At 43.2% G+C, this 25,884-nt stretch carries 23 protein-coding genes; 19 read left to right on the top strand and 4 right to left on the bottom strand.

Annotated features, from left to right (window positions below):
• Nucleotides 1–13: 13 nt before the first annotated feature.
• Both H7U22_RS11025 and H7U22_RS11020 read right to left on the bottom strand, forming a co-directional pair.
• Nucleotides 14–1,063, bottom strand: a complete 1,050-nt coding sequence (locus tag H7U22_RS11025) for a response regulator (RefSeq protein WP_187071412.1) — start codon at nt 1,061–1,063, stop codon at nt 14–16.
• Complete coding sequence (locus H7U22_RS11020; RefSeq protein WP_187071411.1) at nt 1,038–2,255, bottom strand: PAS domain-containing sensor histidine kinase; 1,218 nt, start codon at nt 2,253–2,255, stop codon at nt 1,038–1,040. Before H7U22_RS11020 ends, H7U22_RS11025 begins: the two co-directional genes overlap by 26 nt.
• Nucleotides 2,256–2,527: 272 nt before the next feature.
• Between H7U22_RS11020 and H7U22_RS11015 the strand changes: the two genes are divergently transcribed.
• The 10 genes from H7U22_RS11015 to H7U22_RS10970 all read left to right on the top strand — a co-directional run bounded on the left by H7U22_RS11015 (nt 2,528) and on the right by H7U22_RS10970 (nt 12,161).
• Nucleotides 2,528–3,775, top strand: a complete 1,248-nt coding sequence (locus H7U22_RS11015) for an acetate/propionate family kinase (protein WP_187071410.1) — start codon at nt 2,528–2,530, stop codon at nt 3,773–3,775.
• A gap of 5 nt (nt 3,776–3,780) precedes the next feature.
• Nucleotides 3,781–6,501: a cation-translocating P-type ATPase gene (locus H7U22_RS11010; RefSeq protein ID WP_187071409.1), complete on the top strand. Its 2,721-nt coding sequence runs from the start codon at nt 3,781–3,783 to the stop codon at nt 6,499–6,501.
• Between the two features lie 127 nt (nt 6,502–6,628).
• On the top strand, nt 6,629–7,504 hold the full coding sequence (locus tag H7U22_RS11005; protein WP_187071408.1) for a universal stress protein: 876 nt from the start codon (nt 6,629–6,631) through the stop codon (nt 7,502–7,504).
• 127 nt (nt 7,505–7,631) lie between these two features.
• Nucleotides 7,632–7,880 (top strand): hypothetical protein, encoded by a 249-nt coding sequence (locus H7U22_RS11000; protein ID WP_187071407.1) that lies wholly within the window; start codon nt 7,632–7,634, stop codon nt 7,878–7,880.
• Nucleotides 7,881–7,926: 46 nt separating this feature from the next.
• Nucleotides 7,927–8,154, top strand: a complete 228-nt coding sequence (locus tag H7U22_RS10995) for an SHOCT domain-containing protein (protein ID WP_187071406.1) — start codon at nt 7,927–7,929, stop codon at nt 8,152–8,154.
• 44 nt (nt 8,155–8,198) lie between these two features.
• Entirely contained in the window at nt 8,199–8,861 is a 663-nt protein-coding gene (locus H7U22_RS10990; protein ID WP_187071405.1) for a BON domain-containing protein, read from the top strand.
• Nucleotides 8,848–9,045 carry a hypothetical protein gene (locus H7U22_RS10985; protein WP_187071404.1) on the top strand — a complete coding sequence of 66 codons (198 nt, stop codon included), beginning with the start codon at nt 8,848–8,850 and terminating at the stop codon, nt 9,043–9,045. Before H7U22_RS10990 ends, H7U22_RS10985 begins: the two co-directional genes overlap by 14 nt.
• A gap of 174 nt (nt 9,046–9,219) precedes the next feature.
• Nucleotides 9,220–10,050, top strand: a complete 831-nt coding sequence (locus H7U22_RS10980) for a hypothetical protein (protein ID WP_187071403.1) — start codon at nt 9,220–9,222, stop codon at nt 10,048–10,050.
• A 25-nt stretch (nt 10,051–10,075) separates the two neighbouring features.
• The gene (locus H7U22_RS10975; RefSeq protein ID WP_187071402.1) at nt 10,076–10,492 is read left to right on the top strand and encodes a hypothetical protein; all 417 of its coding nucleotides are present in this window, start codon (nt 10,076–10,078) and stop codon (nt 10,490–10,492) included.
• Between the two features lie 166 nt (nt 10,493–10,658).
• Nucleotides 10,659–12,161 carry a L,D-transpeptidase scaffold domain-containing protein gene (locus tag H7U22_RS10970; protein ID WP_187071401.1) on the top strand — a complete coding sequence of 501 codons (1,503 nt, stop codon included), beginning with the start codon at nt 10,659–10,661 and terminating at the stop codon, nt 12,159–12,161.
• A 16-nt stretch (nt 12,162–12,177) separates the two neighbouring features.
• Here the strand turns inward: H7U22_RS10970 and H7U22_RS10965 are convergent, their stop codons facing one another.
• Entirely contained in the window at nt 12,178–12,594 is a 417-nt protein-coding gene (locus H7U22_RS10965) for a tautomerase family protein (RefSeq protein WP_222621841.1), read from the bottom strand.
• Between the two features lie 145 nt (nt 12,595–12,739).
• Here H7U22_RS10965 and fumC point away from each other — a divergent pair, with 145 nt between their 5' ends.
• The 9 genes from fumC (at nt 12,740) to H7U22_RS10920 (ending at nt 25,511) form a co-directional block, all read left to right on the top strand.
• Nucleotides 12,740–14,173: a class II fumarate hydratase gene (fumC, locus tag H7U22_RS10960; RefSeq protein ID WP_187071400.1), complete on the top strand. Its 1,434-nt coding sequence runs from the start codon at nt 12,740–12,742 to the stop codon at nt 14,171–14,173.
• A 46-nt stretch (nt 14,174–14,219) separates the two neighbouring features.
• Nucleotides 14,220–15,368 (top strand): porin, encoded by a 1,149-nt coding sequence (locus H7U22_RS10955; RefSeq protein ID WP_187071399.1) that lies wholly within the window; start codon nt 14,220–14,222, stop codon nt 15,366–15,368.
• A gap of 10 nt (nt 15,369–15,378) precedes the next feature.
• Nucleotides 15,379–16,809 carry an anion permease gene (locus H7U22_RS10950; protein WP_187071398.1) on the top strand — a complete coding sequence of 477 codons (1,431 nt, stop codon included), beginning with the start codon at nt 15,379–15,381 and terminating at the stop codon, nt 16,807–16,809.
• 85 nt (nt 16,810–16,894) lie between these two features.
• Nucleotides 16,895–17,563 (top strand): succinate dehydrogenase cytochrome b subunit, encoded by a 669-nt coding sequence (locus tag H7U22_RS10945; RefSeq protein WP_187071397.1) that lies wholly within the window; start codon nt 16,895–16,897, stop codon nt 17,561–17,563.
• Entirely contained in the window at nt 17,560–19,470 is a 1,911-nt protein-coding gene (locus H7U22_RS10940; protein ID WP_222621840.1) for a fumarate reductase/succinate dehydrogenase flavoprotein subunit, read from the top strand. The genes H7U22_RS10945 and H7U22_RS10940 overlap by 4 nt, the downstream gene beginning before the upstream one ends.
• Before the next feature lie 21 nt (nt 19,471–19,491).
• Nucleotides 19,492–20,238, top strand: a complete 747-nt coding sequence (locus tag H7U22_RS10935) for a succinate dehydrogenase/fumarate reductase iron-sulfur subunit (RefSeq protein ID WP_187071396.1) — start codon at nt 19,492–19,494, stop codon at nt 20,236–20,238.
• 4 nt (nt 20,239–20,242) lie between these two features.
• Complete coding sequence (locus tag H7U22_RS10930) at nt 20,243–21,052, top strand: DUF6544 family protein (RefSeq protein WP_187071395.1); 810 nt, start codon at nt 20,243–20,245, stop codon at nt 21,050–21,052.
• 21 nt (nt 21,053–21,073) lie between these two features.
• Nucleotides 21,074–21,844 (top strand): YoaK family protein, encoded by a 771-nt coding sequence (locus tag H7U22_RS10925; protein ID WP_187071394.1) that lies wholly within the window; start codon nt 21,074–21,076, stop codon nt 21,842–21,844.
• Between the two features lie 136 nt (nt 21,845–21,980).
• On the top strand, nt 21,981–25,511 hold the full coding sequence (locus tag H7U22_RS10920; RefSeq protein WP_187071393.1) for a chemotaxis protein CheB: 3,531 nt from the start codon (nt 21,981–21,983) through the stop codon (nt 25,509–25,511).
• Here H7U22_RS10920 and H7U22_RS10915 read toward each other — a convergent pair.
• On the bottom strand, nt 25,508–25,801 hold the full coding sequence (locus H7U22_RS10915) for a hypothetical protein (RefSeq protein ID WP_187071392.1): 294 nt from the start codon (nt 25,799–25,801) through the stop codon (nt 25,508–25,510). The genes H7U22_RS10920 and H7U22_RS10915 overlap by 4 nt on opposite strands.
• Nucleotides 25,802–25,884 lie beyond the last annotated feature (83 nt).

Below are 25,884 nucleotides of genomic sequence, written 5' to 3'. Positions count from 1 at the left end.
CTAACTCAGATTTCTAGTTTTTCATTTTTGAAAGTCCATTAAGATCCAGTAAGGTAATCCGGGCGCCACTCCGATCTATCAATTTTTCATCCTTAAAATCTGATAGGGTACGGCTGACTGTTTCGGTTGCCATACAAGCCATGGCAGCAAGGTCCTCCCTAGAAATGGTAAAGAAATCATTTTTCATATCCTTACTGTGCAACTTGACGAGTGTTCCAGCCATCTTTTTTCTGACCGAATGATAGGCGAGTTGCAATAGCTGATCCTCTTTTTCACGATTGTCTCTAGAGAGTAGATGGATAAATTTTCTGGCGACTTCAGGGTAGAGACTAAAAACGTTTTCCATCTGCTCCGTAGGGATCAAACAGAGCAAACTGTCCTCTATCGTTGTGGCGGTGTCTGCATAAGTGCTGCCACTGAGTACGGCATTAATCCCGATGTAATCCCCCTCAGAATACATGCCAGTCATAAGCTCGCGGCCGTCCTGAGCCAGCTTTATGGTTTTGACCTTGCCACTTGTAATCAGGTACAATCCTTTTCCATGGTCTTCTTCGTAATAAATAACTTGGTTTTTTTTATATTCCCTGCTTTTTCTGCCCTCGATGATCTTGTTGAATTCTGCAAGACCATCTGTTTTCGCCACAAGGACCGCAAATTCTGCTGAATTTGTTTTGTGCGATTGTTCCGCCATTGCTTTTTTTCTCAATCGAATATCGATTGCGTTGAGCAACTCCATGTCATCAAATGGCTTGATTAAATAATCATCTGCGCCCAGTTCCATTCCCTTCCTTAAATCTGCATGTTCTGCCTTCGCCGTTAGGAAAATAAACGGGATCCCAGAAGTCTCTACGTGTTTGTTGAGCATGTAGAGCACACCATATCCATCCAGTTCGGGCATCATAATATCGCATAAAATAATATCAGGGATATTTTGCAGTGCCATATCCACACCGATCTTTCCATTTTCTGCCTGAAATACGGTATACAAGGCCATTTCTAAAATTTCTACCACGTTTGCACGAATGGCATCATGATCTTCAATGATCAGTATTTTTTTGCTCATGGTTATTGGTTTGTGGAAAAGTAAGTGTAAATAATGTGCCCCGGTTAACTCTGCTCTTAAAACTAACCTTCCCATTCATCAGACCAGTATATCTGGAAAGTATACTTAACCCGAGGCCGTTTCCGGAAATATTGCCTGTATTATGTGCCCTAAAAAATGCCTCAAAGAGATGTTTATGATCCGTATCCGGAATACCGATGCCATTGTCGCAGATCCTAATGGAGAAGTTGTTTTCATTGATCTTGGTATAAAACTGGATTTCGCTCTCCTCTCCTGAATATTTGATGGCATTATCGATGAGGATTACGATGCAGTTTTTAAGCAGGTTCTGATCCAGGTTGATCATTAGGCCAGGTCCCCTATGCTTGAAAATTATCTTCTGTTTTCCTTTCAGCGTAATCTGCATTTCGCCGGTAATCTCTTCGGCCATTTCGGAGAGGTTGAAGTGGCTAAGCTTTGGTTTTACCATTCCCGAATCGAGTTTTTCGAGCGAAAGAAAATCATTGAGTATGGCCGTAATATTCAGTACCGCATCTTTGATTTTAACAACGTGTTTACCGATGCTCTCCCTATCCTGGTTTTCTGCATATCGGTCAATAAGCGATGCTGAAAGTTGTACCATGCTCAAGGGGGTACGGAATTCATGTGATGCAATGGATACAAACCTGCTTTTAAGCTGGCCAAGTTCTTTTTCTTTGTTAAGTGAAAGATTTAAATCATCCTGGGTTTTTTGCAGGGCTTTTACACTCGTTCTGAGTGAATGTGTTCTTTCCTCCACCTGTTCTTCCAGTAAAGCTGCATAATCTTGTAATTTTCCTTCAGCTTCCTTTTCCCTTGTCAGATCATGTATAAAGCCTGCATAGATAATTCTTCCGGAATATTTTACCTCGCTTACACCAAGCCGGAAGGGAAACTGACTTCCGTTTTTCTTAAGTCCTACTAATTCTCTGCCAATACCAATGATACTGGCATTTCCTGTTTTTTTGTACTGAAAAAGATAGCCGTCATGCCGGGCCCGGTCTGGCTGCGGCATCAACATGGATATATTCTGGCCAACAACCTCCTCCTGAGAATAATGAAAAAGCTTACATGCAGATGGATTAATGGATTCAATAATCCCACGGTCATCTATGGTAATCAGGCCGTCTATTGCATTTTCAATGATTGCTTTCAGCAATACGGTATTTTCCATAAATTATTGATTAACAGCTAAATAATTAGCTGCTTAAGATAGACAATCGGCTGGGTTGATTTGTTTCGATTATCGAACAGCCTATTCAGTAGCTCACCATTACCAGCCTTTACTTATCTGTACAAGGTAGGTACAATTATCCGCTTATCTGTGATGGCTATCATTATTCGCTTGGGGCGAGGTCATTTTGGGCGACTCCTGCCGGAGGTACCTTTGTTCTAGTGGGATGTTAATGGATCAATTCAGGTTTGCTAACGTTAAAAGGGAGAACTATGGACAAGACCTTACAATTATCCGGGGAGCATTTTATATTGGTGCTCAATTCGGGCTCATCAAGCCTGAAATTTGCGGTTTATCACCAGACGACTGGGCACAGGCAATGGTCGGGAGTGATAAAGGGGATAGGTAAGCCGATCGGGACTATGGATTTAACCGATAGCTACGGGGATTCTATCGCCTTAAAAAAAGAACATTACCGAAATATTGAGGATGCTTCCGTAGCAATAATCCGGTGGCTCAGGGAAAATAAAAAGCACTGCCTGATCTCTGCCATTGGTTACCGTTTGGTACAGGGAGGAGCAGTGCACAGAAGACCTGAAATCATTACAGAAAAATTACTGGAGGATTTAAAAGAACTCATCTTTTTAGCCCCCAATCACCTGCCTGACGAACTCAGTCTTATTAATGCATTCATGCTGGAATTTTCCTACCTACTGCATGTGGCGTGCTTTGATACCAACTTTCACCGGGATATGCCCGATTGTAATAAATATTACCCGCTGCCTGCTAAGTATGCTGAACAGGGTTTGATGAGATATGGATTTCACGGACTGTCTTATGAATATATCATGCAAAAACTCGATAAGCAACATGCATTTATCGATCAGAAAAAAATTGTTATCGCCCATCTCGGAAATGGCTCCAGCATGGCTGCCGTTTCATTGGGAAAAGGCTTTGACACAACTATGGGCGTTAGCCCGATAGGAGGGCTGGTAATGGCTACGCGCTGTGGTGATCTTGATCCAGGTGCTGTGCTGTTTATGCTTAAGCAGAATGATATTACCCCTGAAGAACTTGATGTAGAGCTCAGCCATGAATCAGGACTCAAGGCTATTTCGGGAACGGGTGATATGGAGGAGATTCTAAATAGCCTTTGTGATGACAAAAAAGCGGAAGCCGCATTAACCCTTTATTGTCATCAGGCTAAGAAATTTATTGCTTCGCTTGCGGCTTCGCTCGGAGGCATTGATATGCTCATCTTCACAGGTGGCATTGGGGAAAATTCTCCTGAGGTCAGGGAACGGATCTGTGCTGAAATGGATTTCATGGGGCTTAAAATAGACCGCTGTCTTAACCTGCGTTCTGAGAAAGTCATCTCCAGCCAAAGCAGTAAGGTTTGCATCCGTGTAATGAAAACCAGTGAGGAATCTATGATTGCAATGCATACACGAAATTTTTTATTACCTGACAATGAAAACAAACTGGCATCTGCTCTGCATGCCAAGACCGAAAAAGTATAGACATTATGGACATTAAGTATCCCCTTAAAACAGCTTATTCACTAAAGGTTGAAAGTCTGTTAAATGCCCTTTCGACAGATCAGAAGAATGGTATCAGCGGAGCGGAAGCCGCCACGAGATCAAAGAAGTTCGGACTTAATATTTACAAAAGCCAAAAGCAGAAAAGCCTATGGCTGATGGCTTTTGAGCAGTTTAACAGTCCTATAGTTTATCTTCTTTTTCTCGCCGGCTTTGCCTCCTTGTATTTCAAAAATCCTGTAGAGGCTAAAGCTATATTTATAGTTATTCTAGTTAACGGTCTGATCGGATTTTTTATGGAACTGCAGGCCAGAAGTTCTATGCGGGCCTTAAAGGAGATGGACGTTAGCTATTCCAGAATAATAAGGGGCGGAAAAAAAATTGAAATTCCATCTGAGCAACTTACGCCGGGAGATCTGGTCTTGCTGGAAGCAGGCGATGTGGTTTCGGGCGATGGACGGATTGTGCACATCAATGGTCTTCAGGTTGATGAATCTTCCCTTACCGGGGAGTCTTTTCCTGTTGTTAAAACATCGGAAACATTAAACGCTGATACAGAACCTTCAGCTGCCCTAAACATGGTTTACAAAGGTACAGCAGTCATAAATGGAAATGCTAGGGTAATCATTACCGGGATTGGCGAAAATACACAGCTTGGAAAGATCAGTGAAATGGTTGGGCGCTCAGCACCAACAAAAACACCTCTAGACATCAAGATCAGCAAACTAACCAAAAAACTGATCTGGATTACGCTCATTATGACAGCCATTTTTGCGGTTTCGGGTGTGATTGAAAAAAAGCCCTGGTTGCAGATATTGGAAACCTCAATAGCATTGGCCGTCGCAGCGTTTCCCGAAGGACTTCCAATCGTCGCAACCGTAGCGCTTGCACATGGAATGTTACTCATGGCCAGAAAGAATGCCATTGTGAAAAAACTATCGGCTGTAGAAACGCTTGGAGGAGTGAACGTTATCCTAACCGACAAAACTGGTACATTGACCGAAAACAAAATTTTTGTTGAGGTACTCTCTTTTCCTGGGGAAGAACTGAATGTTGCGATAAAGAAGGGAATACTTGAATATAAGGGAGCGAGGCTTCAAAAAAGCCACGAGAATTTTGAACTGCTTGTCCGGATCGGGAGTCTTTGCAACGATGCATCCCTTGAGGGGGCAGACAAAGGAAAAAAATCTTCCGGTGATCCTATCGAAATCGCACTGTTGATTCTTGCCAGTGCTGCAGGATTTCATGCAGAAAACAATATCGGTGAATTTAAGCGGATATCTGAAATGCCTTTCAGCTCTGAGACCAAGATCATGGGCACCCTGCATAAGGGAAAAACTAATTTCTTTGTCTCTGCAAAGGGATCTGTAGAAGATTTGCTGTCAAAGTGCAAAAAGATCCAACTCGGCAGTGCTCAAGGGAATTTGGATGGCAGTGGAAGAGAAAAAATCCTTTCGCGGGCAGAAGCCCTTTCCTCATCCGGTCTTCGGGTGCTTGCTTTTGCTTACCTGATATCGACTGAAAGACCCGGGGATAATTATCTCCAGGAACTCATTTACGTTGGGATGGTCGGCTTTTTGGATCCTCCCAGAACCGACATAAAAGATGCGATCAGCGCCTGCCATTCAGCAGGTATCAGGATTGTCATGATCACAGGAGACCATCCGATGACTGCATTGAACATTGCCAAAAAGGTAGGCATAACGGCGCTGGAAGATAATAAGGTAATCGCGGGGAGCGAACTGCCTGAAATGGAACTTCTTGGAGATGAATGGAAAGAGCGGATTCTTTCCACCACTGTATTTGCAAGGACAACACCCAAGCAGAAACTGGAAATTGTTGATGTCTATCAAAAGGCAGGCTATATAGTGGCGATGACCGGAGATGGTGTAAATGATGCACCCGCCCTTAAAAAAGCAGATGTAGGCATCGCAATGGGACTTAGGGGAACACAGGTGGCTAAGGAAACCGCGAGTATTGTACTTAAAGATGATTCTTTTACTTCTATTTCTCAGGCCGTAGCCCATGGAAGGGAAATCTTTCAGAATATTCAGCGCTTTGTAATCTATCTGGTATCCTGCAACCTCAGCGAAATTTTTATTGTTACCCTACTTGGTTTTTTTGCTCAGGGATCTATGCTATTTCCATTACAGATTTTATTTCTCAACATGGTTACTGACGTATTTCCTGCCCTTGCACTCGGGTTGGGCAAAGGGGATTCTACCATTATGCAAAGGCCACCTAGAGACCCCAGAATGGATATTGTCTCTAGCCGCAACTGGATGGTCATATTGATCTATGCTCTGATGATGACCTGTTCTGTATTGCTGTCTATTTTCCTTTGCAGGATTTATGTGGGTAGCGATGTAAGGGTAATTAATAATGTAGCTTTTCTGACCCTGGCATCCTCACAGCTTTTTCATGTTTTTAACATGTCATCTCTGCATTCGGGAATGCTGGGCAATGAGGTAACCAAAAACAAATTTGTATGGATTGCCCTTCTGCTCTGCTTTTTTCTAATCGTAGTCGTCTACCTGTTTCAACAGAGCCGTGATGCACTAAATCTTGATATAATCCCATTTCAGGCATGGGTTCTCGCAGGCCTTTCCAGCATGCTTCCTTTAGTATTGGTGCAGCTTTATAAGCTGGTATTTGAAAAAAGATCTATACCTGGTCGTTCCAAAAAAACTTTGGTACGACCGGCTTAATTAAAAAGGGTTTTACTGATGATAAACATTTGCAAAGGTGACCACTATCACGGCGGACAATATTTATATTGTCCAATTTTATAGGGTGGAAAAATACTATTGATTTGCCGCACTTAACATAGAAAAAATGAAAAATTTATTGGTACTTACCGATTTCTCCTCGCACGCTAAACATGCTGCAGAATATGCCTATTCGCTTGCCAAAAAAATTAACGCAGATATTATTCTCTGCAACGCCGTAATTGTGCCTGCCGAGATGCCCCAAGCCGGACTTGTGGTATGGCCAATGGAAGAGTCTAATGTTTTGGAAGAAGCCAGTACGAGCGAGCTTGAAAAATTAAGGGAGCACCTCACAAAAGCAAATCCCACACATGATAAAAAACCGCAGATCGGTATCATGAACCAGTCCGGCTATCTTCAGGATGTAGTAGGTGGACTGATTGCCGATGAGTTAATAGACTTTGTGGTTATGGGAACACATGGAGGTGGGTTTGGAAGCTTTTTGCTTGGAAACCATACACGCAACATGATTGAATCTTTAGGGGTACCACTTTTACTCGTCCCCTCAAAAGTGAAGATTGCTCCGTTCAAAAATATTTATTTTGCTTCTGATCTCAGCGATCCTCATGGGGACATTGTTTTTTTAAAACAGCTGATCCCATTGGCAAGCGCATTTAGGGCGGAAATTTTTATCGCCCACATCTCGACCCCTAAAACCGTAGCAAGGGATATCTCAGCAAAAACAAAAGCAATGGTTCTTGATTTTAGTAGCGATCTCGGCTATCCCGGCATCCATTTCATCAGGATCAATGCGGATAAGGCAATAGAGGGTCTTGACAAGTTGATGTCTCACGCACCAACGGATCTCCTGGTTATGGTTCATCGTGAGAAAAGTTTTCTGGCTAGTCTTTTAAAAGGAAGTCTGACAGAAAAACTGGCAAAAGATCTGAATTTCCCAATGCTGATCTTCAAGGCCAATTCGGTAGCTGAGCACATCGCATAAAGTAGATTTAAAAGCCTTAAGCGCAGGTAGTTGGTTTAATGTGATGAGTGTCTTCATCAGTGATGACCGGCATCATTACCCAGGCAGATGTTTAAGGCGATATTTACAATATCATAAAAATCAGAAAATGGATTTATATACTGCCCTTCAAATAGAACAACATATTCAAGATGCCGGCAACCTGCACGAGTCAGATTACCTGCGGCAACTTTCAAGAATAGAGGAAAAATTCCGGATCTGGAAAAATAAGGATTTTTTGGAAAGGGCAACCATTTTCAAAAAAGTTGCCGCCTTAAGCAGAAACCACGGCGATAGTCTCTCTGAGTGGGTGGTAAGCGAAATGGGCTTACTTCTAGATAATAGTGAGGTAGGCTAATGTCCTGCAAAATATAAAAAACTAATCACCCTTAAATAAACCCAAAATGTTCTTTACAAATCTTTTTTTCGGAATGGATTTTCTCTGGTGGATCTTATGGTCTGCATTACTGGTATGGATATTTCTTGTTCCATACGATATTCCCGGGCAACGCAACAGAAAGCGCTCTGCAATGCATATTCTTCAGGAACGTTTCGCCAAAGGTGCAATTGATCTTAAGGAATACGAGCGGAACAAAAAAATATTGGATCGTGATAAAATGGAACAGTCATGATGAGGTCCATTACGTTTAGTCCACACATCTTAAAAATCATAAAAATGAGACACAACGAAAAATTACAGCTCGATGTACTTGAGGCAATAAAGTGGGAGCCCTTATTGCATGCAGCGGAGATTGGCGTAACTGCTCAAGAGGGAATTATTACCCTTACCGGCACAGTAGATAGTTTTGCGAAGAAAATGGAGGCGGAACATGCTGCCAGAACCGTTATCGGTGTGCGTGCAGTTGTAGAAAAAATAGAGGTGGTTTTTGGTGCCGATGGCAAAAAGACCGACCTTGAACTCGCTGCAGAAATCCTCAAATCCATAAGACTTAATCCCGAAATTCCTCAGGATAAAATTTTTATCAAGGTTGAGAACAGCTGGGTAACAATTGAGGGTGAGTTAAAATGGTATACACAGAAAGAGGCTGTTCAAAAATCAGTAGAGGCGCTTTCTGGAATTAGGAATCTAACCAATAATATACAGGTAAAATCAGAAACGGCTGATGATGTTGAAAAGGTGGCCATCGAAAATGCGCTGGTTAGGAACTGGGCAATTGATGATCATCATATTCTAGTTAATGTGTTTGGCAACAGGGTTACCCTAAGCGGTAAGGTAAAATCAATTTATCAAAAAGATGAGGCTGAACGTATTGCTTGGAATGCGCCGGGGGTTTGGAATGTACATAATGAACTGTTAATCGATCATGCAACCATCTGAAAAGGATAATCCAGAAGATCATTCTATTGACCTTGCAAGAATCTATCTCCGCTCAAGACTTGCGGTTTTAAACTGGATTTCTAGCCGTTATCTTCTGATTGAACTTTCCAAGCAATTAACCCTTTGGCCATATATGGCCTTAATGCTTTATGCGAAAAGGATATTGGGGATATCAAAAAAATAATACTTGAAGTTGTGGGTTGGAAGCCTCTATCTACATGTGGGTAATCAATATATACGCTCCAGATTCGATTTTAATTGGTGATGATAAACAATCTACAAGATGATTGCCATCATTTGGTTTCCTTAGCGCTATGCCGATATTTATGGTCAGCAGCATGCTTAAACAATAATCCAAATGAAAACAATACTCATCATCAACGATCATACACAGGAAGCAGAACATGCGGCCGATTTTGCGCTTGTACTCGCTCAGAGAATAGGTGCTAATATCATACTCGCCAGCAGTACGGAGCCGAAACTTGATTCGCAGAATTACGAGTGGGCGGGGTGTTCTCATGATGAAACCATCGCAGAACTGATTCATACCCCTTTGATGAAAAAATTGCTCTGGCGCAAAAAACTGCATCCCGGTTTCAGCCCACTAATCCAAGAGGTTGGGCTTGATAATGATAGGGAAGATCTATTTCTGTTGGCCTCGAGAAATGATATTTATATGGTTGTTAAAGGAATGGATGAGTTTCTGCCACAGGCACTCCTCAATGTAAACCTAGCCATTAACACCCTGTTAAACAAACTTCAGGTTCCCTTATTGCTTGTTCCATCCTCATGGCAGGAAAATGAATTCAGGCGACTGGTTTATTTAACCGATCTGCGTTTCTGCGGAATCGAGACCGTGCGGTTTCTTGCGGATCTTGCAGGATGCTGGAAGGCAAATCTTGTTATTGCACACACTTCAGCAAGTGGGCTGCCTGAAATAGAGGAGCAAGAGGCGGAGAACATTTTTAACCAAGAAGTAAGCCTTAATGTAGGTTACAAAAAGCTGTTCCTCAATATGCTAGATAAGAACGATAAACAGAATACCCTCGAAATCTTGGTAAGCGGTATGCAGGCTGATCTATTGGTTCTGGTAAACCAGCATTTTCATTTCAATACCCTAACCAAACAATATTTTAAAGATAAATGTGCGCTGTACAAGCCCGTTCCGCTGCTCATCTTTCCATCTTAATGCTCTTACCTAAACTTTTATAATTATGAACGGCATAAACAGCACCTCTGCGACGTATCGTCAATATCACGCCAGAGCCAGACATTGGGCATCGGATATAGATTTTTTTAAGATTGAAACCGTTTTTTTACACCACCTTCTAGACGATTATTTTATTCGGCTGTCTGATCCTAAATATCTTGGAGCACTAAAAAGTGTAGGTACTAAATTACTGCAACTAGAAAAAGATAAATATAGTGCAGATCTCCATCTAATCGAACACCTTAAGGATTTGGAGGGACAAACCGAAGATCTGGTATTTGACCGAGGAGAATTCCTAACAGAAAGGCACGAGCAGATGGAACATGCTATGATCCATTTAGCAACGACTTACAGAACACTCAAAAAAGAACTTTTTTTGGCCGTAGAGCAAGTTATAAAGGCTCAGCAAGAAATATCATAAATCCATCAACGACTTTACTTCTCCTGTCGAGAGAATAATCATGTGCAAGGTCAGCCGAAAGGCTGACCTTAATCATTTTAGGATAAGAGGATTAGAGCGAAGTTTGTTGCTCAAAGATCATCATGATGAAATTTCCATTCCCTATCTTAAACTAATAAAAATAAATATGAAAAATATCTTCAAAACAGCGCACTTTTCGAAAAGTTATAGAACGGTGTTTATCATATGGATGATCTGCCTGCTTGCACACATCTCCTTTAATGTACTGGCGCAGCGCCCTGCAATTACTTTTACAAAGGAGGGAGAAAAACGCAATGCATTTATCTCTGAGCAGACCAAAGCACAACTTTTGGCCTGCCAAGGCACATTAAACTATCCTAAATCTGTAGAGCGTTTTTACAAATCTAAAGGTTACGCATTGGCTTGGGTAGAAAAGGAAAATCACAATAGACAACTTGCTCCGGCGATGATGATTCTGGACTGTATTTCTCAGTTTGGCCTCAACCGTCAGGACTTTCACTCCAGTGAGCTCGTTTATGAACAGGTAAAGGTATTGGACGAAGATCCCGATATGCTGGGTGGTGGCCAGCGTGCAATCTTCGATGTGTTAATGACCGATGCGATGATTACCTTTATGAACCACCTGCATTATGGAAAATTCAATACTGCTCTAACACCATCCCGGATTGATGATGGCGGTTATGGAGACTTTAGTGCTGAAGCTAAATTATTGCAATTAATGGAAAGCAAAGATTTCTATAACGAAATCGCAAGGGTACAGCCCTCATCAAAAGAGTATGATGATCTGCAAAAATATATGCACTTGGTGCGTGGCCAGTATCTGGAAGACAGTTATGAATTTCCAGAAGAGAGCGTTAAGAAAATGACAATAAATATGGAGCGTTTAAGATGGCTTTCTGCCAGCCAGACACCAAGCCTGATCATTAACATTCCTGCCTTTACCGCAAAAATGAAACTCAGGGATTCTGTTTATACCTTTAAAATTATTGTGGGCAAACCTTCTTCGCCAACCCCGGTATTGGAAAGTAAGTTAATCGCTATAACCGCCATACCAGATCGCAGGGTGACTGAGCGGATGTTTATAGAAGAAGTTTTGCCCGGAGCAATCAAAAACCCGAGCTATATGGCAAATAACCACTTTGCTATCTATGATTCGAAAGGCAGATTTGTCGAAATCACAGCAAAAAAACTCCTGCAGATAAAAGCACAACCAAAAGGTTATCACGCACGTCAGTCTGAGGCTTGCGACCATGCAATGGGCAGAATTCTCTTTCGCTTTGCAGGAGCTTCCGATATTTATCTACATGATATGCCTTTATCTAAATTGGCCCGCTTCCCCCAAAGAGCCTTGAGTACTGGCTGTATCTATATTGATCAGGCCGAAAAATTGGCTGGATTATTATTGATTCAGGACGGTTCGGCCAATGGAAGAACTTTATTGCATACCGCCATTGTAGAAGATAAGACTACAGATTTTAAGCTGGACAGACCCATTCCATTAAAAATAACTTACCTAACCTGTGAAATGATAGACAGTCAGCTCGTTATTTACAAGGATATTTATGCTCAAGATCGGTCGCTGGAAATGGCGATGTACGGCTACGAAAGGTTGCTCGCTTCAGATAAGAAAATCAGCTCGAGGCGATAATCTTTTGAGGGATCGATTATAAAGATCCCTCGTTAGCAGTCCAATCGGCACTAAAACTTCCCAAGCGCTGGTGGTACATTTCATCGCCACTATGCTGAGTAAATTCGATGTTTAGCTGGCCTGTTTCCAGTCCAAGCACCTCATTGCACATTTCAATAAGCGCTTTAGAAAGTGCTATTCTGAGATGCGCATCCCTTCCTTTTCGGATATCGCACATCATAATGGCTGCCGGCATGGGTTCCTCATCGCCACAACGCCAAATGGAGCCTTCGCCAAGCTCACGGATGCTTACCGTTATGCGGTTTTGATCTGCTTTCATAATCTTTGAATAAGTTTCTCCGATTCTTTTTGCCAATAATTTTTTAGTAGCGTAAGGGTAGTTTCTGATGACTTCCAACTGAAGATAGGGCATAGCATGTTTTTTTGTAGGCATAGACCGGAATTGGTTATCCCATATACAAGGTAGGCTTATTTGTATGTGATTTCGGCTGATTCACATCATCTTATCTCTTGATTGCGGTCATGGCTGAGCCAGCTAACCTTGTGCACCTTTACTGCATATCCTAAACGAAGCATATATGTCTATCTTAAAAGAAATAAATAACACAGGTCTATCCGTATCAAGAACCGAACACGACAGTATGGGCGATGTTCAGGTACCAAGAAACCGCTATTGGGGAGCGCAGACCGAGCGCTCAAGAAACAACTTTAAGATCGGCCCGAAGGCATCCATGCCCGAAGAGATTATTGAGGCTTTTGGCTTCCTGAAGAAAGCTGCCGCCTATGCAAATAAAGATCTCAATGTTCTTCCCACAGATAAAAGGGACCTTATCGCAAAGGTATGTGATGAGATCATAGATGGAAAGCTTTTCGGGGAATTCCCGTTGGTGATCTGGCAGACCGGGTCAGGAACCCAGTCGAATATGAATGCAAACGAAGTCATCTCTAACCGGATCCATGTGCTGCAGGGCAATGAAATGGGTGAGGGTAAACTGTATGTTCACCCAAATGATGATGTAAACAAATCACAGTCTTCAAACGACACTTTTCCAACGGCTATGCACATTGCAGCCTATAAGATATTGGTGGATATCACTATTCCCGGTATTGAAAAACTTAGGGATACCTTAAGGATAAAATCAGAAAACTTCACAAATGTGGTTAAGATTGGCCGTACCCATTTAATGGATGCAACACCCTTAACCCTCGGACAGGAAATATCAGGTTATGTATCACAGCTGGACCATGGGTTAAAGGCCCTGCGACATACATTGGATCACCTTTCTGAACTGGCACTTGGCGGAACAGCAGTTGGTACGGGCATGAATACACCAAAGGGATATGATGTTGCCGTTGCAAAATACATTGCAGATTTTACCGGTCTACCTTTCCGTACGGCGGACAATAAATTTGAGGCACTGTCTGCTCATGATGCCGTAGTGGAAAGCCATGGCGCACTAAAACAGATTGCAGTTTCCCTTATGCACATTGCCAACAATATCCGCATGCTGGCCTCAGGGCCTAGATGCAGTATTGGGGAATTACACCTACCCGAAAACGAACCAGGCTCATCCATCATGCCCGGCAAAGTAAACCCGACCCAAAATGAAGCAGTAACCATGGTTGCTGCGCAGGTGATGGGTAATGATGTGGCGATTACCGTTGCAGGATCAAACGGACAGTTTCAGCTCAATGTATTTAAGCCCGTAATGGCCGCTAACTTTCTGCAGTCAGCAAGATTGATCGGCGATGCCTGTTGTTCATTTAATGAACACTGCGCCTTAGGCATTGAGCCCAATTATGACGGTATTAAAAAACACCTCGAAACGTCACTCATGCTGGTAACAGCCCTGAATCCCCATATTGGTTATGATAATTCTGCCAGGATTGCTAAAGCAGCCCTAAAGGATAACAAATCGCTGAGGGAATCTGCCATAGCGCTTGGGCTGGTTACGAATGAGCAGTTTGATGAATGGGTACGGCCTGAGGATATGATCGGAACGATTAAATAGCAATTTTTTATTGAGAGCATATAACCAACTACAAAACATCCAGATCATGAAACAACTCTACATACTTTTTGTAATTCTGATTGCCAATTCTTTTGTTGGCCAAGCGCAACAGAAGGACCGCACCAGATTGAGCGATACGCTCAAAAACTATTCAGCCTATAAAAGAAAACTGACCTTTGCTGGAGTCTTGCAGACCAGATATGTACTCTCTTTGGATAAGGATGTCGATATTAACGGAAAGAATTTCGATCCGGCCACATCAAAGGCGATATCCAATACTTTCCTCATTAAAAGGGCAAGGGTAATGGTTAAGGGAGATATCAATGATCATTTTTCGGCAAATATTCTGGCCAATTTAGCAGAGTTCAATACCGATCCCACCAACAAGGTGCTTGAAAATGCCTATATCAAATATTCGCTTAGTGAGTATTTCCACATCCAAGCTGGGCAGTTTCGTCCGTTCTTTGGGATAGAGGATGCCATGGCAGTGGATATTATCCGCACACTGGATTTTTCAAACCAGTACTATGCCTTTGGGAAAAATGGCTGGCAGAGTTTTCAGACCGGAATTTCCGTTCTGGGCAATGTTGTCTCAGGAGGCAAAATCCGCTATTTTGCAGGCGCCTACAACGGAAACAACAAGAACCAATCATCCGATGACAACAACACCAAAAATCTTTATGGTAGACTGGAAGCAGATTTTTTAAAGGATTTCACCATTGGCATTAATGCAGGATCGGGCAGTATGGCATCCAGCAGCATCGGCCAGGCCTATGGCGCTGATGCGACGGCCAAGATTCCCTTAGCCAGAAAATTCGATCTGCTTTTAATGGCTGAATTTAAAACAGGGGCAAACTTTCTGTCCTATAATGCCGATAAGCAGCTCCTCCGTCCGGATATAAGCGAATACCAGATGCATGGATTTTATTTTTTCCCAACGCTTCGATACAACCACGAAAGCCGAAGGCTGCGAGCGGTAGAGTTTTCCTGCAGATATGAATATTTTGATGAGAACTACAAACTGGCGAGCAATCCCCGCCAGACTCTCATTCCCAATGTCTCCCTGATTTTTGCCGATGATTTTTATGCCGCCGTTCAGGTTGGGGTAGCGATAGATCAGTTTAAAAACCAGTTGCCATTAACTACAACCTACAATCACAGCTTAGGTTATGTTCAGTTACAAATACGCTTTTAAATTAAATATTATGAAAGAGATCAATTTTAAATCGCTCATCATCACCCTTGTGGTCGGTGTGGCCATCTGGTTTATTCCAGTACCCGATGGGGTGAAACCCAATGCCTGGCATTTGCTGGCTATTTTTGTAGCAACCATTGTCGGCATTATTTCCAAAGCCGCAACCATGGGTACTATGGCCATTATAGGAATCACTCTCTGTGCCGCCACACAAGTCTTAGCACCCGGTGATCCGACAAAATCCATACTCAATGCACTTAGTGGTTTTGGCAACTCCACCATATGGCTGATCGGCCTTGCATTTTTTATAGCCCGGGGATTTATAAAGACCGGCCTTGGTACCAGGATTGCCTATAGCTTTATCAAGATCTTTGGCAAAAGCCCATTGGGCCTGGCTTATGGATTGAACACAGCTGATCTTATTTTAGCTCCTGCCATTCCAAGCAATACTGCAAGGGCGGGAGGGGTAATCTTTCCAATCATGAAATCTATCGCCGTAAACATGGGATCTATTCCCGAGAAAGCAGAAACACACCGGAAAATCGGTGCTTTCCTTACCTTAAGCAGCTACAACGCGAATATGATTACCTCGGTCATGTTTCTGACCGCTACAGCCAGTAACCCTATGGCGCAGAAATTCGCAAAGGATCTTGGTGTAACCATTACCTGGGGAAGCTGGGCCATTGCGGCGCTGGTTCCAGGACTGGTATGTTTTCTTTTAGTGCCAATATTTCTGTATAAGGTTTTTCCACCTGAGCTAAAAGAAACTAAGGAAGCGCCTGCCATTGCTGCCAGGCAGTTGAAGGAAATGGGACCAATGAGTATTAAGGAATGGCTTATGGTTGCAACCTTTATCATTCTTTTGGTACTTTGGATTTTTGGAAATCTGTTTGCTATTGATGCCACAACCGGTGCATTGATTGGGCTTTGTATCCTGCTTTTATGCGGTGTGCTCACATGGGAAGATGTTAAATCAGAAAAAGGGGCATGGGATACCATTGTGTGGTTTTCTTCCCTGGTGATGATGGGGTCATTCTTGAATTCATTGGGCTTTATCGGATGGTTTGGTCACCTGGTAGGTGGACAGATGGTACATTTGAGCTGGCAACTGGCTTTCCCGGTCATCATTCTCGTTTATTCTTATTGCCATTATATGTTTGCCAGCGCAACGGCGCAGGTTGCGGCCATGTACTCCGTTTTCTTGGCCGTTGGTATTGCAGTTGGCGTACCGGGAACAATGCTCGCTATTTTCTTGGGAGCCTGTGCTTCCTTAATGGGTTCACTTACCCATTATGGCCACGGTCCTGCACCGATATTCTTTGGGAGCACTTACGTTGATTTGAAGGATTGGTGGAAACAAGGCTTCTTTATGAGCGTATTGTTCTTACTGGTCTGGTTCCTGGTTGGTGGATTATGGTGGAAAGTCATCGGGCTTTGGTAGGATAAATTCAATTTATATTACTGAAAATATATAAAATATAATCATCAAAGGTTCTATACAACAAATAAAAATATATAAATAATAGATGAAACAGACCACATTAACATACAAACTGGTGATGGCCCTAACGGGACTTTTCCTGTGCTTCTTTCTGGTGATCCATCTGCTGGGAAACCTGCAGCTGTTATTGCCTGAATCTGGGGCTCGGGAACAGTTCAACTGGTACTCGCATCTGCTGTCGGGAAATATTCTGATCAAAATTATCTCCTACGTACTCTATCTTTCGCTGATCGGACATGCCATTTATGCACTGGTCATCAACAGGAAAAATACCAAAGCAAACGGCGAAAAGTATGTTTACGATAAGCGCAGTCAGGTCAGCTCATGGAACAGCCGGAACATGGGGATATTGGGAACGATTATCCTGATTTTTCTGATTATCCATTTTAAGGATTATTGGTATGTGTATAAGTTCGGTCATTTGCCGCTGGATGCAAAGGGGAACAAAGATCTGTATTCCATTGTGATCAGCTCATTCCAACAGGGCTGGTACATCATTATTTATGAGCTTTCCTTCATTGCGCTTGGCTTCCACCTTTTACATGGTTTTTTCAGCGCATCAAGAACGCTTGGTCTCTATCATCCCAAATATTCAAGTTTGGTTCGGGTTTTCGGATGGATCTATTCTTTAGCGATCACCTTGGGCTTTATGCTGATTCCGATTTACATATATTTTAATCTAAACGTATTATGATAGACGCTAAAATTCCTGCCGGTGACCTTGCCGATAAATGGAACAACTATAAGGACAGCTCAAAACTCATCAACCCTGCCAACCGTAAAAAACTCGATATCATTGTAGTAGGTACCGGGCTTGCAGGTTCTTCCTGTGCGGCAACACTTGCAGAACAGGGATACAATGTAAAGTCTTTCTGTTTTCAGGATTCTGCACGTAGGGCGCATTCGGTTGCGGCCCAGGGAGGGGTAAACGCAGCAAAGAATTACAAGAACGATGGAGATAGCGTTTATCGCATGTTCTATGATACGATTAAGGGAGGAGATTTTCGTTCACGCGAAGCCAACGTTTACCGCCTTGCCGAATGCTCGCTGGCGCTTATCGATCAGGCCGTGGCACAGGGCGTGCCTTTTGCAAGGGAATATGGAGGATATTTAAATAACAGATCTTTTGGCGGCGTGCAGGTATCGCGAACCTTTTATGCGAGGGGGCAGACCGGCCAACAGCTGATGATAGGCGCCTACCAAGCGCTGATGAGGCAGGTTTCGGCAGGCAAGGTGAAAACCTACACCCGCCACGAGATGCTCGACCTGGTTTTAATCGATGGAAAAGCCCGTGGCATTATCGCCCGTAACCTGGAAACAGGAGAAATTGAGCGCCATGTGGCCAATGCGGTGGTACTTGCTACGGGCGGTTATGGAAAGGTGTATTATCTCTCCACACTGGCCATGGGCTGCAATAGTTCTGCGATCTGGAGGGCACACAAAAAAGGTGCCTTTATGTCGGGGGTAAGCTGGATACAGTTCCATCCGACCTGTCTGCCACAGATCGGTGAGACCCAGTCCAAGCTCACCCTGATGTCCGAATCCCTACGCAATGACGGAAGGATCTGGGTGCCCAAAAAAGCCGGTGATGAGCGGGTGCCAAACGATATACCCGAAGAAGAAAGAGATTATTATCTGGAGAGACGTTACCCCACTTTTGGGAACCTTTCTCCACGAGACATCTCTTCAAGAGCAGCAAAGGAAAGGATTGATGCCGGTTGTGGAGTTGGGCCGATGAAAAATGCAGTCTGTCTTGATTTTTCAAAAGCGATCAGGGAACAGGGAAGGGACAAGATCGAGGAGAAATATGGCAACCTTTTTAGGATGTACGATAAAATAAATGGTGTTGATGCCTATAAAGAGCCCATGCTGATTTCTCCCGCTGCACACTTTACCATGGGCGGTCTGTGGGTGGATTATGATCTGATGACCACTATTCCCGGTCTTTTTGCCTTAGGCGAGGCTAATTTTTCAGATCATGGAGCCAATAGGTTGGGCGCAAATTCATTGCTCCAATCCTGTGTAGATGGTTATTTTATTGCGCCATACACCATCCCGAATTATCTCTCTGGAGAACTTAAAGCGGAAAAGGTAACTACTGACCATCCTGCCTTTATTGATGCAGAGAATAATGTAAGAGAACAGCTGAATAGGTTTTTGAACCTAAAAGGGCATCTTTCTGCCGATCATTTCCATAAAACACTAGGCAAGCTGCTCTACGATAAATGCGGACTTTCCAGAACGAGAAAAAGCCTGGAAGAGGCCATCGTCGAAATCAGGTCACTCAAAAAATCGTTTGATCATGAGCTGAAGATTACCGGTGATGAAGGCGTGAATTCCGAACTGGAAAAGGCTGGACGCGTTTCGGACTTTCTGGAACTTGGCGAGCTGATGTGTCATGATGCATTGCAGCGTGAAGAATCCTGCGGCGCACATTTCAGAGAAGAATATCAGACACCCGATGGTGAAGCAGTTCGCAATGACAAAGATTTCTGTTATGTGTCAGCATGGGAATGGAAAGGGGAAGCAGTTGAACCCGAACTGCATAAGGAACCATTGGTTTTTGAGACCGTCAAGCTTACCGTTAGGAGTTACAAATAGTTAATTATCAAGAAGTATATTATGAAATTATATTTAAAAGTCTGGCGTCAGGAGCACAGGGATTCAAAAGGTGGCATGATCAGTTACGAGGTTGATGGCATTTCCGAGCATATGTCCTTTTTGGAAATGTTAGACCTGTTAAACGAAAGACTGATCCAAAAAGGAGAGCGGGTAATTGAATTCGACCACGATTGCAGAGAAGGCATCTGCGGCGCATGTGGCATGATGATCAACGGGAGGGCGCATGGCCCACTCACCGGAACAACCACATGCCAGTTGCATATGAGAAGCTTTAATGATGGCGAAACTGTGTATATTGAGCCTTTCCGTGCAACCGCATTCCCGGTTTTAAGGGATCTGAAAATAGATCGCTCTGCTTTTGATCATATCATCCAGTCGGGCGGTTATATATCCGCATCTACCGGTCAGGCACCCGAATCCAATAGTATTCCGATTGCGCATGAAGTTACAGAGGCAGCATTCGATGCCGCTGCCTGCATAGGCTGCGGTGCCTGTGTGGCTACCTGTAAAAATTCAAGTGCTGCGCTGTTTACATCGGCCAAGATTTCCCATCTGGTACTATTGCCACAGGGAAAACTGGAATCCGCTGACCGGGTTGTTAGTATGGTTAACCAAATGGATACCGAAGGTTTTGGACATTGCTCCAATACAGAGGCCTGTGAGGTAGAATGTCCTCAGGAAATATCGGTTCTTCACATCGGACGGATGAATTATGAGTACAATAAGGCGCTTGCACTAAGGAAATAACGAAATGATAACTGCTGCATACATTGTGATTATTATCTTGGTTTTATATTCCATTTTGGTGCTGCTATCCAATTGGCGCTATAAAATACAAGTCAACAGATTGTTTTCGCTCATGGATAAATCTGCTCCGAGGATTTTCAACTTTAACCAACTTTCGGGGCTTCCCTCGCCGGTTGAGAAATATTTCAGGCTGGTGCTTAAAGAAGGCTCAATTTACCCCGGAACCATCCGTTTAAAACACGGAGGCCAGTTCAAAACTGCTCTGGATAAGCCATGGATCCCGATCCGCGGCGAACAGTATTTTACCACCGTACCTGCCGGCTTTATCTGGAAAGGCAATACCGCCTTATTCAGTGCTAGAGATATGTATATAGGCGCTAAGGGAAGGTTGGAGGTTTTTTTGCTCGATGCGCTAAGAATTGTTAATGGCAAGGGTGAGAAATTTGATCAGGGTGAACTGTTGCGTTGGTTGGCTGAAAGCGTTTGGTTTCCAACAAACTTTCTTCAGGATGAAAATAAGAAGTGGTTTGTAATTGATTCAAAAAACGCCAGGCTTAGGGTAAGCGTAGATGGTTTGGTCCTGAACTATCTTGTATCTTTTAACAAAAGGGGAGAAATTGCAACATTATCAACCAAAAGATATATGAATGGTACCCTAGAAACCTGGGAGATCAGTCTTTCTGGCTACAAGGAGATCAACTCAGTCAGTATTCCCCTTTTGGCCGAAGCCAGCTGGAAAATAGATGGGAAAAAGATTCCCTATGCAAGATTTGAAGTACAGGAAATAGAATACGATATGGCGTTTTGTTTTTAATAAAATACAGAGAGGACCACCATGCTAAGACATTTCGGAGTTAAGAGAACCTATAAGCACAACCTGAAACTCGCTGTGCTGTTAAGTCTAACTGCCGGTTTTGTGAATGCGGCAGGATTTCTTGGTTTTTCTGCACTAACTACAAATGTTACAGGGCATGCTGCGCTCTTTGCCGAAGGCATTGCAAGGCAGGACTGGTTGATGGCCAGAATTGTTGCAACATGGATGATGCTCTTTCTTGCCGGAGCTTTCACAAGTAGCTTAATTGTAACCAAAATCGGCCATAACGCAAGGTTTTCTTTCGCCATTCCCATTGTTTTAGAAACCATGATCCTGCTATTCTGTGCGTTTTCACCATCAGTAAGGGATTTAGGTTTTTCAGGTAATTTTTTTGCGGGGTGCCTCCTGTTTGCAATGGGGATACAAAATGCACTGGTTTCGGTAATTTCAGGCTCAGTTGTTCGCACCACGCACCTTACCGGCACTTTTACGGATCTGGGTATAGAACTTGCTCAGCTCCGGACTGATAATTATTCGGCGCAGGGCGAGCTCCTGTCTAGGATAAAGCTCCGGTTTTCGATTATACTTTTCTTTATGCTCGGGGCGCTGTCTGGTGCATATCTTTTCACTTACATCAGCTTCCGTTCCTTTTTTATCCCGGCATCAATGCTCTCTTTTATACTCCTGTACGATGTGTTTCGTTTGAACATTAAGAGATACTATTCCAATTTGCGCTCTCGCAAGAAGAATAAACGCCAGTCAAAATCAACCGACAAAAATGAAAAGGTATAAATAACATTTTGGCAGGTATTAATACCTATCTTTAAATCACATATTTTCACAATACCTTTCTGTTTCACCAGTACAAACCGTGCTGTTTTTCCAATCGATGTGATTGATTTTGCCCAATAGATATACCGTAAATAAAATGAAAGACCCTGAATACATTATAGCAATTGGTGCATCTGCTGGTGGACTGGAGGAAATCAATTCCTTTTTCGACCATACTCCCCTCGATGGTGTTTCCTATATTGTTGTGCAACATCTCTCGGCCGACTTTAAAAGCAGAATGGGCGAAGTGCTTGCCAAACATAGCAAACTCTCCGTAGAAGAGGCAACTGAAGGGATCCTTGTAGAGACCAACCGCGTTTACCTTATTCCACACGATAAATTTATGACCATCCAAAAGGGACATCTATACCTGCGTGAGAAAGAGAAAACAAAAAGTCCGCACCTGACCATAAACACATTCTTTAATTCGCTTGCGCTTGATTGTGGCAACAAGGCCATCGTTGTTGTACTTTCTGGATTAGGGAGTGATGGCGCTGAAGGGCTGATTGCTGTTAAGAAAGCAGGTGGAATGGTTATGGCCAGAAATCCCGAAACCTCACCGTTCCCGAGTATGCCCTCCAAGGCGATCGCTACTGGAATGGTCGATTTTATTTTGGAGCCTGCCTCCATGCCGGGAGCAATAGAGGATTATGTTAATTACGAAGGGGAGACCAGAAACGTTGCAAAGGATGATGATAAGAACTTGGGTCTGATCATTGATCTGATCAAACAGCGCTCACCGCTTGATTTTTCTGATTATAAGCCTACCACCATACTGCGCAGGACCAAACGCCGGGCAGCCTATCATGATTTTGCTACCCTTGCCCAATACCATGATTTTCTGAAAAGCTCACCCGAAGAAATTGAAGCGCTTTCCAAGGACTTCCTTATCAGCGTAACCGCATTTTTCCGGGACAAGGAAGCTTTTGACTATATCCAAAAAAACGTGATTCCCGGGATATTAAAAAAACTGGTGCCCAATGAGGAACTTAAACTCTGGGTTGCGGGATGTGCAACAGGCGAAGAAGTTTATTCCCTGGCCATGCTCATCTCAGAACAGCTCACCGGAGATCTTGCCTTCACTGTAGTCAAGATTTTTGCGACCGATATTGACAGTGCCGCACTGATCCACGCAGGCAAAGGAATCTATCAGTCTGATACCATAAAAAATGTTAGCGCAGAACGGTTAAAAAAACATTTTATTAAAGAGGGGGATCAGTACCGGATAAAACCAACACTCCGGAAGATGGCCATTTTCGCCCAGCACGACCTGGTCAAAAATCCACCATATTGCAATATGCACTTCATCAGTTGCCGCAATCTTCTGATCTACATGGCTCCCGTTCTGCAGCGCAAGGTGTTTTCTATGCTCCTTTTCGGACTTAAAATGGACGGATATCTTTTCCTGGGGTCGAGCGAAAACCCAATGCCGATCATCCAGAACCTTGAAGTGGTCAGCAAACAGTACAAGATTTACCGGAACATCAAATCAAAGCGGATGTTCAGTTTTGATGCCTTTTCCATGCCCGATACCTTAGAGGTCAAACACCGGCCTGCTTTTGCTTCCAGTGAGGGGATGAATAGCGATTCGAATAGCTCGCTAACAGAGATGATGCAGGTAAGCCTCGCAGAAGACCTCGACTATCTCGCCCTCTGTATAGATGAACACAAAAATGTGATCAAGTCCTACGGAAACACTTCCAAATTCCTGCTTGCAAAACTTTTTACGACCAATTTGGAAAAACTGCTGCCTAAGAAATTGGCAATGGTATTTCATACCATGAGCAACAATGTAATCAAGACCGGAAAAAAGGCTACACTGAACCGGATCAAGGTAAAACAGGGTGATTCATTCATACGCGTTAATTTAAGTCTGACGCCAATCGCTGTAAAGGGCGGCGAACAGAAACTGATCATGGTAACTTTTACGGAGGACAAATCTTTTGCGGTCTCTGAGCAGGAAGGGATCGATTTCAATGAAAAAGTATATCATGACCAGTATACCCTCAATCTGGAGGAGGAACTCAGGGATCTGAAGGAAAAACTCAAATCTACCTATGAGCAGCTCGATGCCTCCAATGAGAATATGCAGTCCTTCAATGAAGAAATGATCTCTGCCAACGAAGAGATGCAGAGCACCAATGAGGAAATGCAGTCTGTCAATGAAGAACTGGATACCATCAATTCTGAATACCAGCTCAAGAACAAAGAACTACTGGATATCAATGATGACCTGAACAACTATTTCAGGAGCAATATCAACGGGCAGCTCTTCATTAATAATGATCTGTTACTGATGAAGTTTTCCCCTGGTACGGTAAAGCAGATCAATCTGCTGGAAACCGATATCGGCAGGCCTTTAAGCAATATCACAACGAACATAAAGTTCGAGACCATCATCGAGGATATCAAACTGGTACTCATAGACGGGACAATCATCACAAAAGAAATTGAGACCAATAATGGTAAATGGTACCAGGTAATGACCATGCCATACGTACAGCAGTCAGACCAGAAAAACAGTGGGGCGATTGTCACCTTCAACGATGTTACAGAACTTAAAAGGGTCCAGCGAGAACTTGATGTTAGCAACAGGACACTGGCCATGGCCGTAGATGCGGCGGAAATGGGAACCTACTCCATTGATGTCAATACCAGGGCTTTTATTCCCTCGACAAGGTTGAAAGAAATTTTTGGATACGGCAGTGGACAGGAAATGCCACTTGAGGCGGCCGTTGCAAGAGTGGTTAAAGATTATCAGGTTCTATTTACCGATGGAATTGAAAACAGCATTATAAATGGAGAAAAAATGGATATCGAATATCCAATTAACCTTCCACTGGACCATAAGCCCCGCTGGGTGAGGGCCATCGGTAATGTTGTTTATAATGAGGACGATAAACCGGTTTATTTTGCCGGACTCTTAAATGACGTGACTATACATAAAGAGGATGAAATCAGGAAAAATGATTTTATCGCCATGGCAAGCCATGAACTTAGAACACCCCTGACTACGCTTCAGGGCTATATTCAGCTCATCGAATCGAGGACAAAGAAAGGTGGTGATGAATTTCTGACCAACTCGATGGGAAAAGTAAATACACAGGTCAAAAAGATGGCAGGCCTTATTGACGGATTTCTGAATACCTCAAGCTTTGAGGCTGGTAAGATTTATCTGAACATGGAAACTTTTGAGCTAAACGATCTGCTGGAAGAAATAACAGAAGAGGCTAAAATTATGCTGTTGAAGCACCACCTCCTTTTACTGCCCAATGCGGACTGTGCTATAACTGCAGACAGGGATAAGATCGGGCAGGTTTTAAACAACCTGATCAGCAATGCGGTAAAATATGCCCCTACCGGAACGGATATCGAAGTCTCATTTAAGGCAGCCAAAAAAACGGTCACCATTTTGGTCCGGGACCAGGGAGCTGGCATCAAGAAGAAGGATCAGGAAAGGCTATTTGACAGATACTACCGGGTGGATAATATCCAGACCAGAAAAGTTGCTGGATTTGGTCTTGGGCTATACCTATCAGCAGAAATTGTAAAGTCCCATAAGGGAAAAATATGGGTGGAAAGCGAGATGGGTAAAGGTTCGGTATTTTGTTTTAGCTTGCCTGTTTAATCAAGTAGGGCGTTAGTCCTTATAATCTCCATGCAATGCTTCCTGGCAATCCGGTTTATAAAGGTAAAATCACTGCAGCTTTTTAAACAATATTTTGTATGGCTTAGATTAAGCTCGATAAACGTGTTTTCCAATGTTTTTTCAGAAATTTCCCTGAAAATCAAAAGAAGAAGTATGTTCCCATAAACTGCATCGCTGTATTTTTGATAGAGCTCGGTAATTTGTGCAGCGTTGAACCTTCCCACGGGTATTGTTGTCGGCAACCTCAGACTAACGCTAAAAACCGTCATACTTGATGGATTTAGAATAAATCGAGTTTTTTTGATGAAGAGATACATGGATAGGCTGATTGCCGATAATTGTCTGAACAACA

The sequence above is a fragment of the Pedobacter fastidiosus genome (assembly GCF_014306625.1).
GTDB lineage: Bacteria > Bacteroidota > Bacteroidia > Sphingobacteriales > Sphingobacteriaceae > Pedobacter > Pedobacter fastidiosus.
The sequence above is the reverse complement of the archived record's forward strand: the minus strand, read 5'-3'. Positions and strand labels throughout refer to the sequence as shown.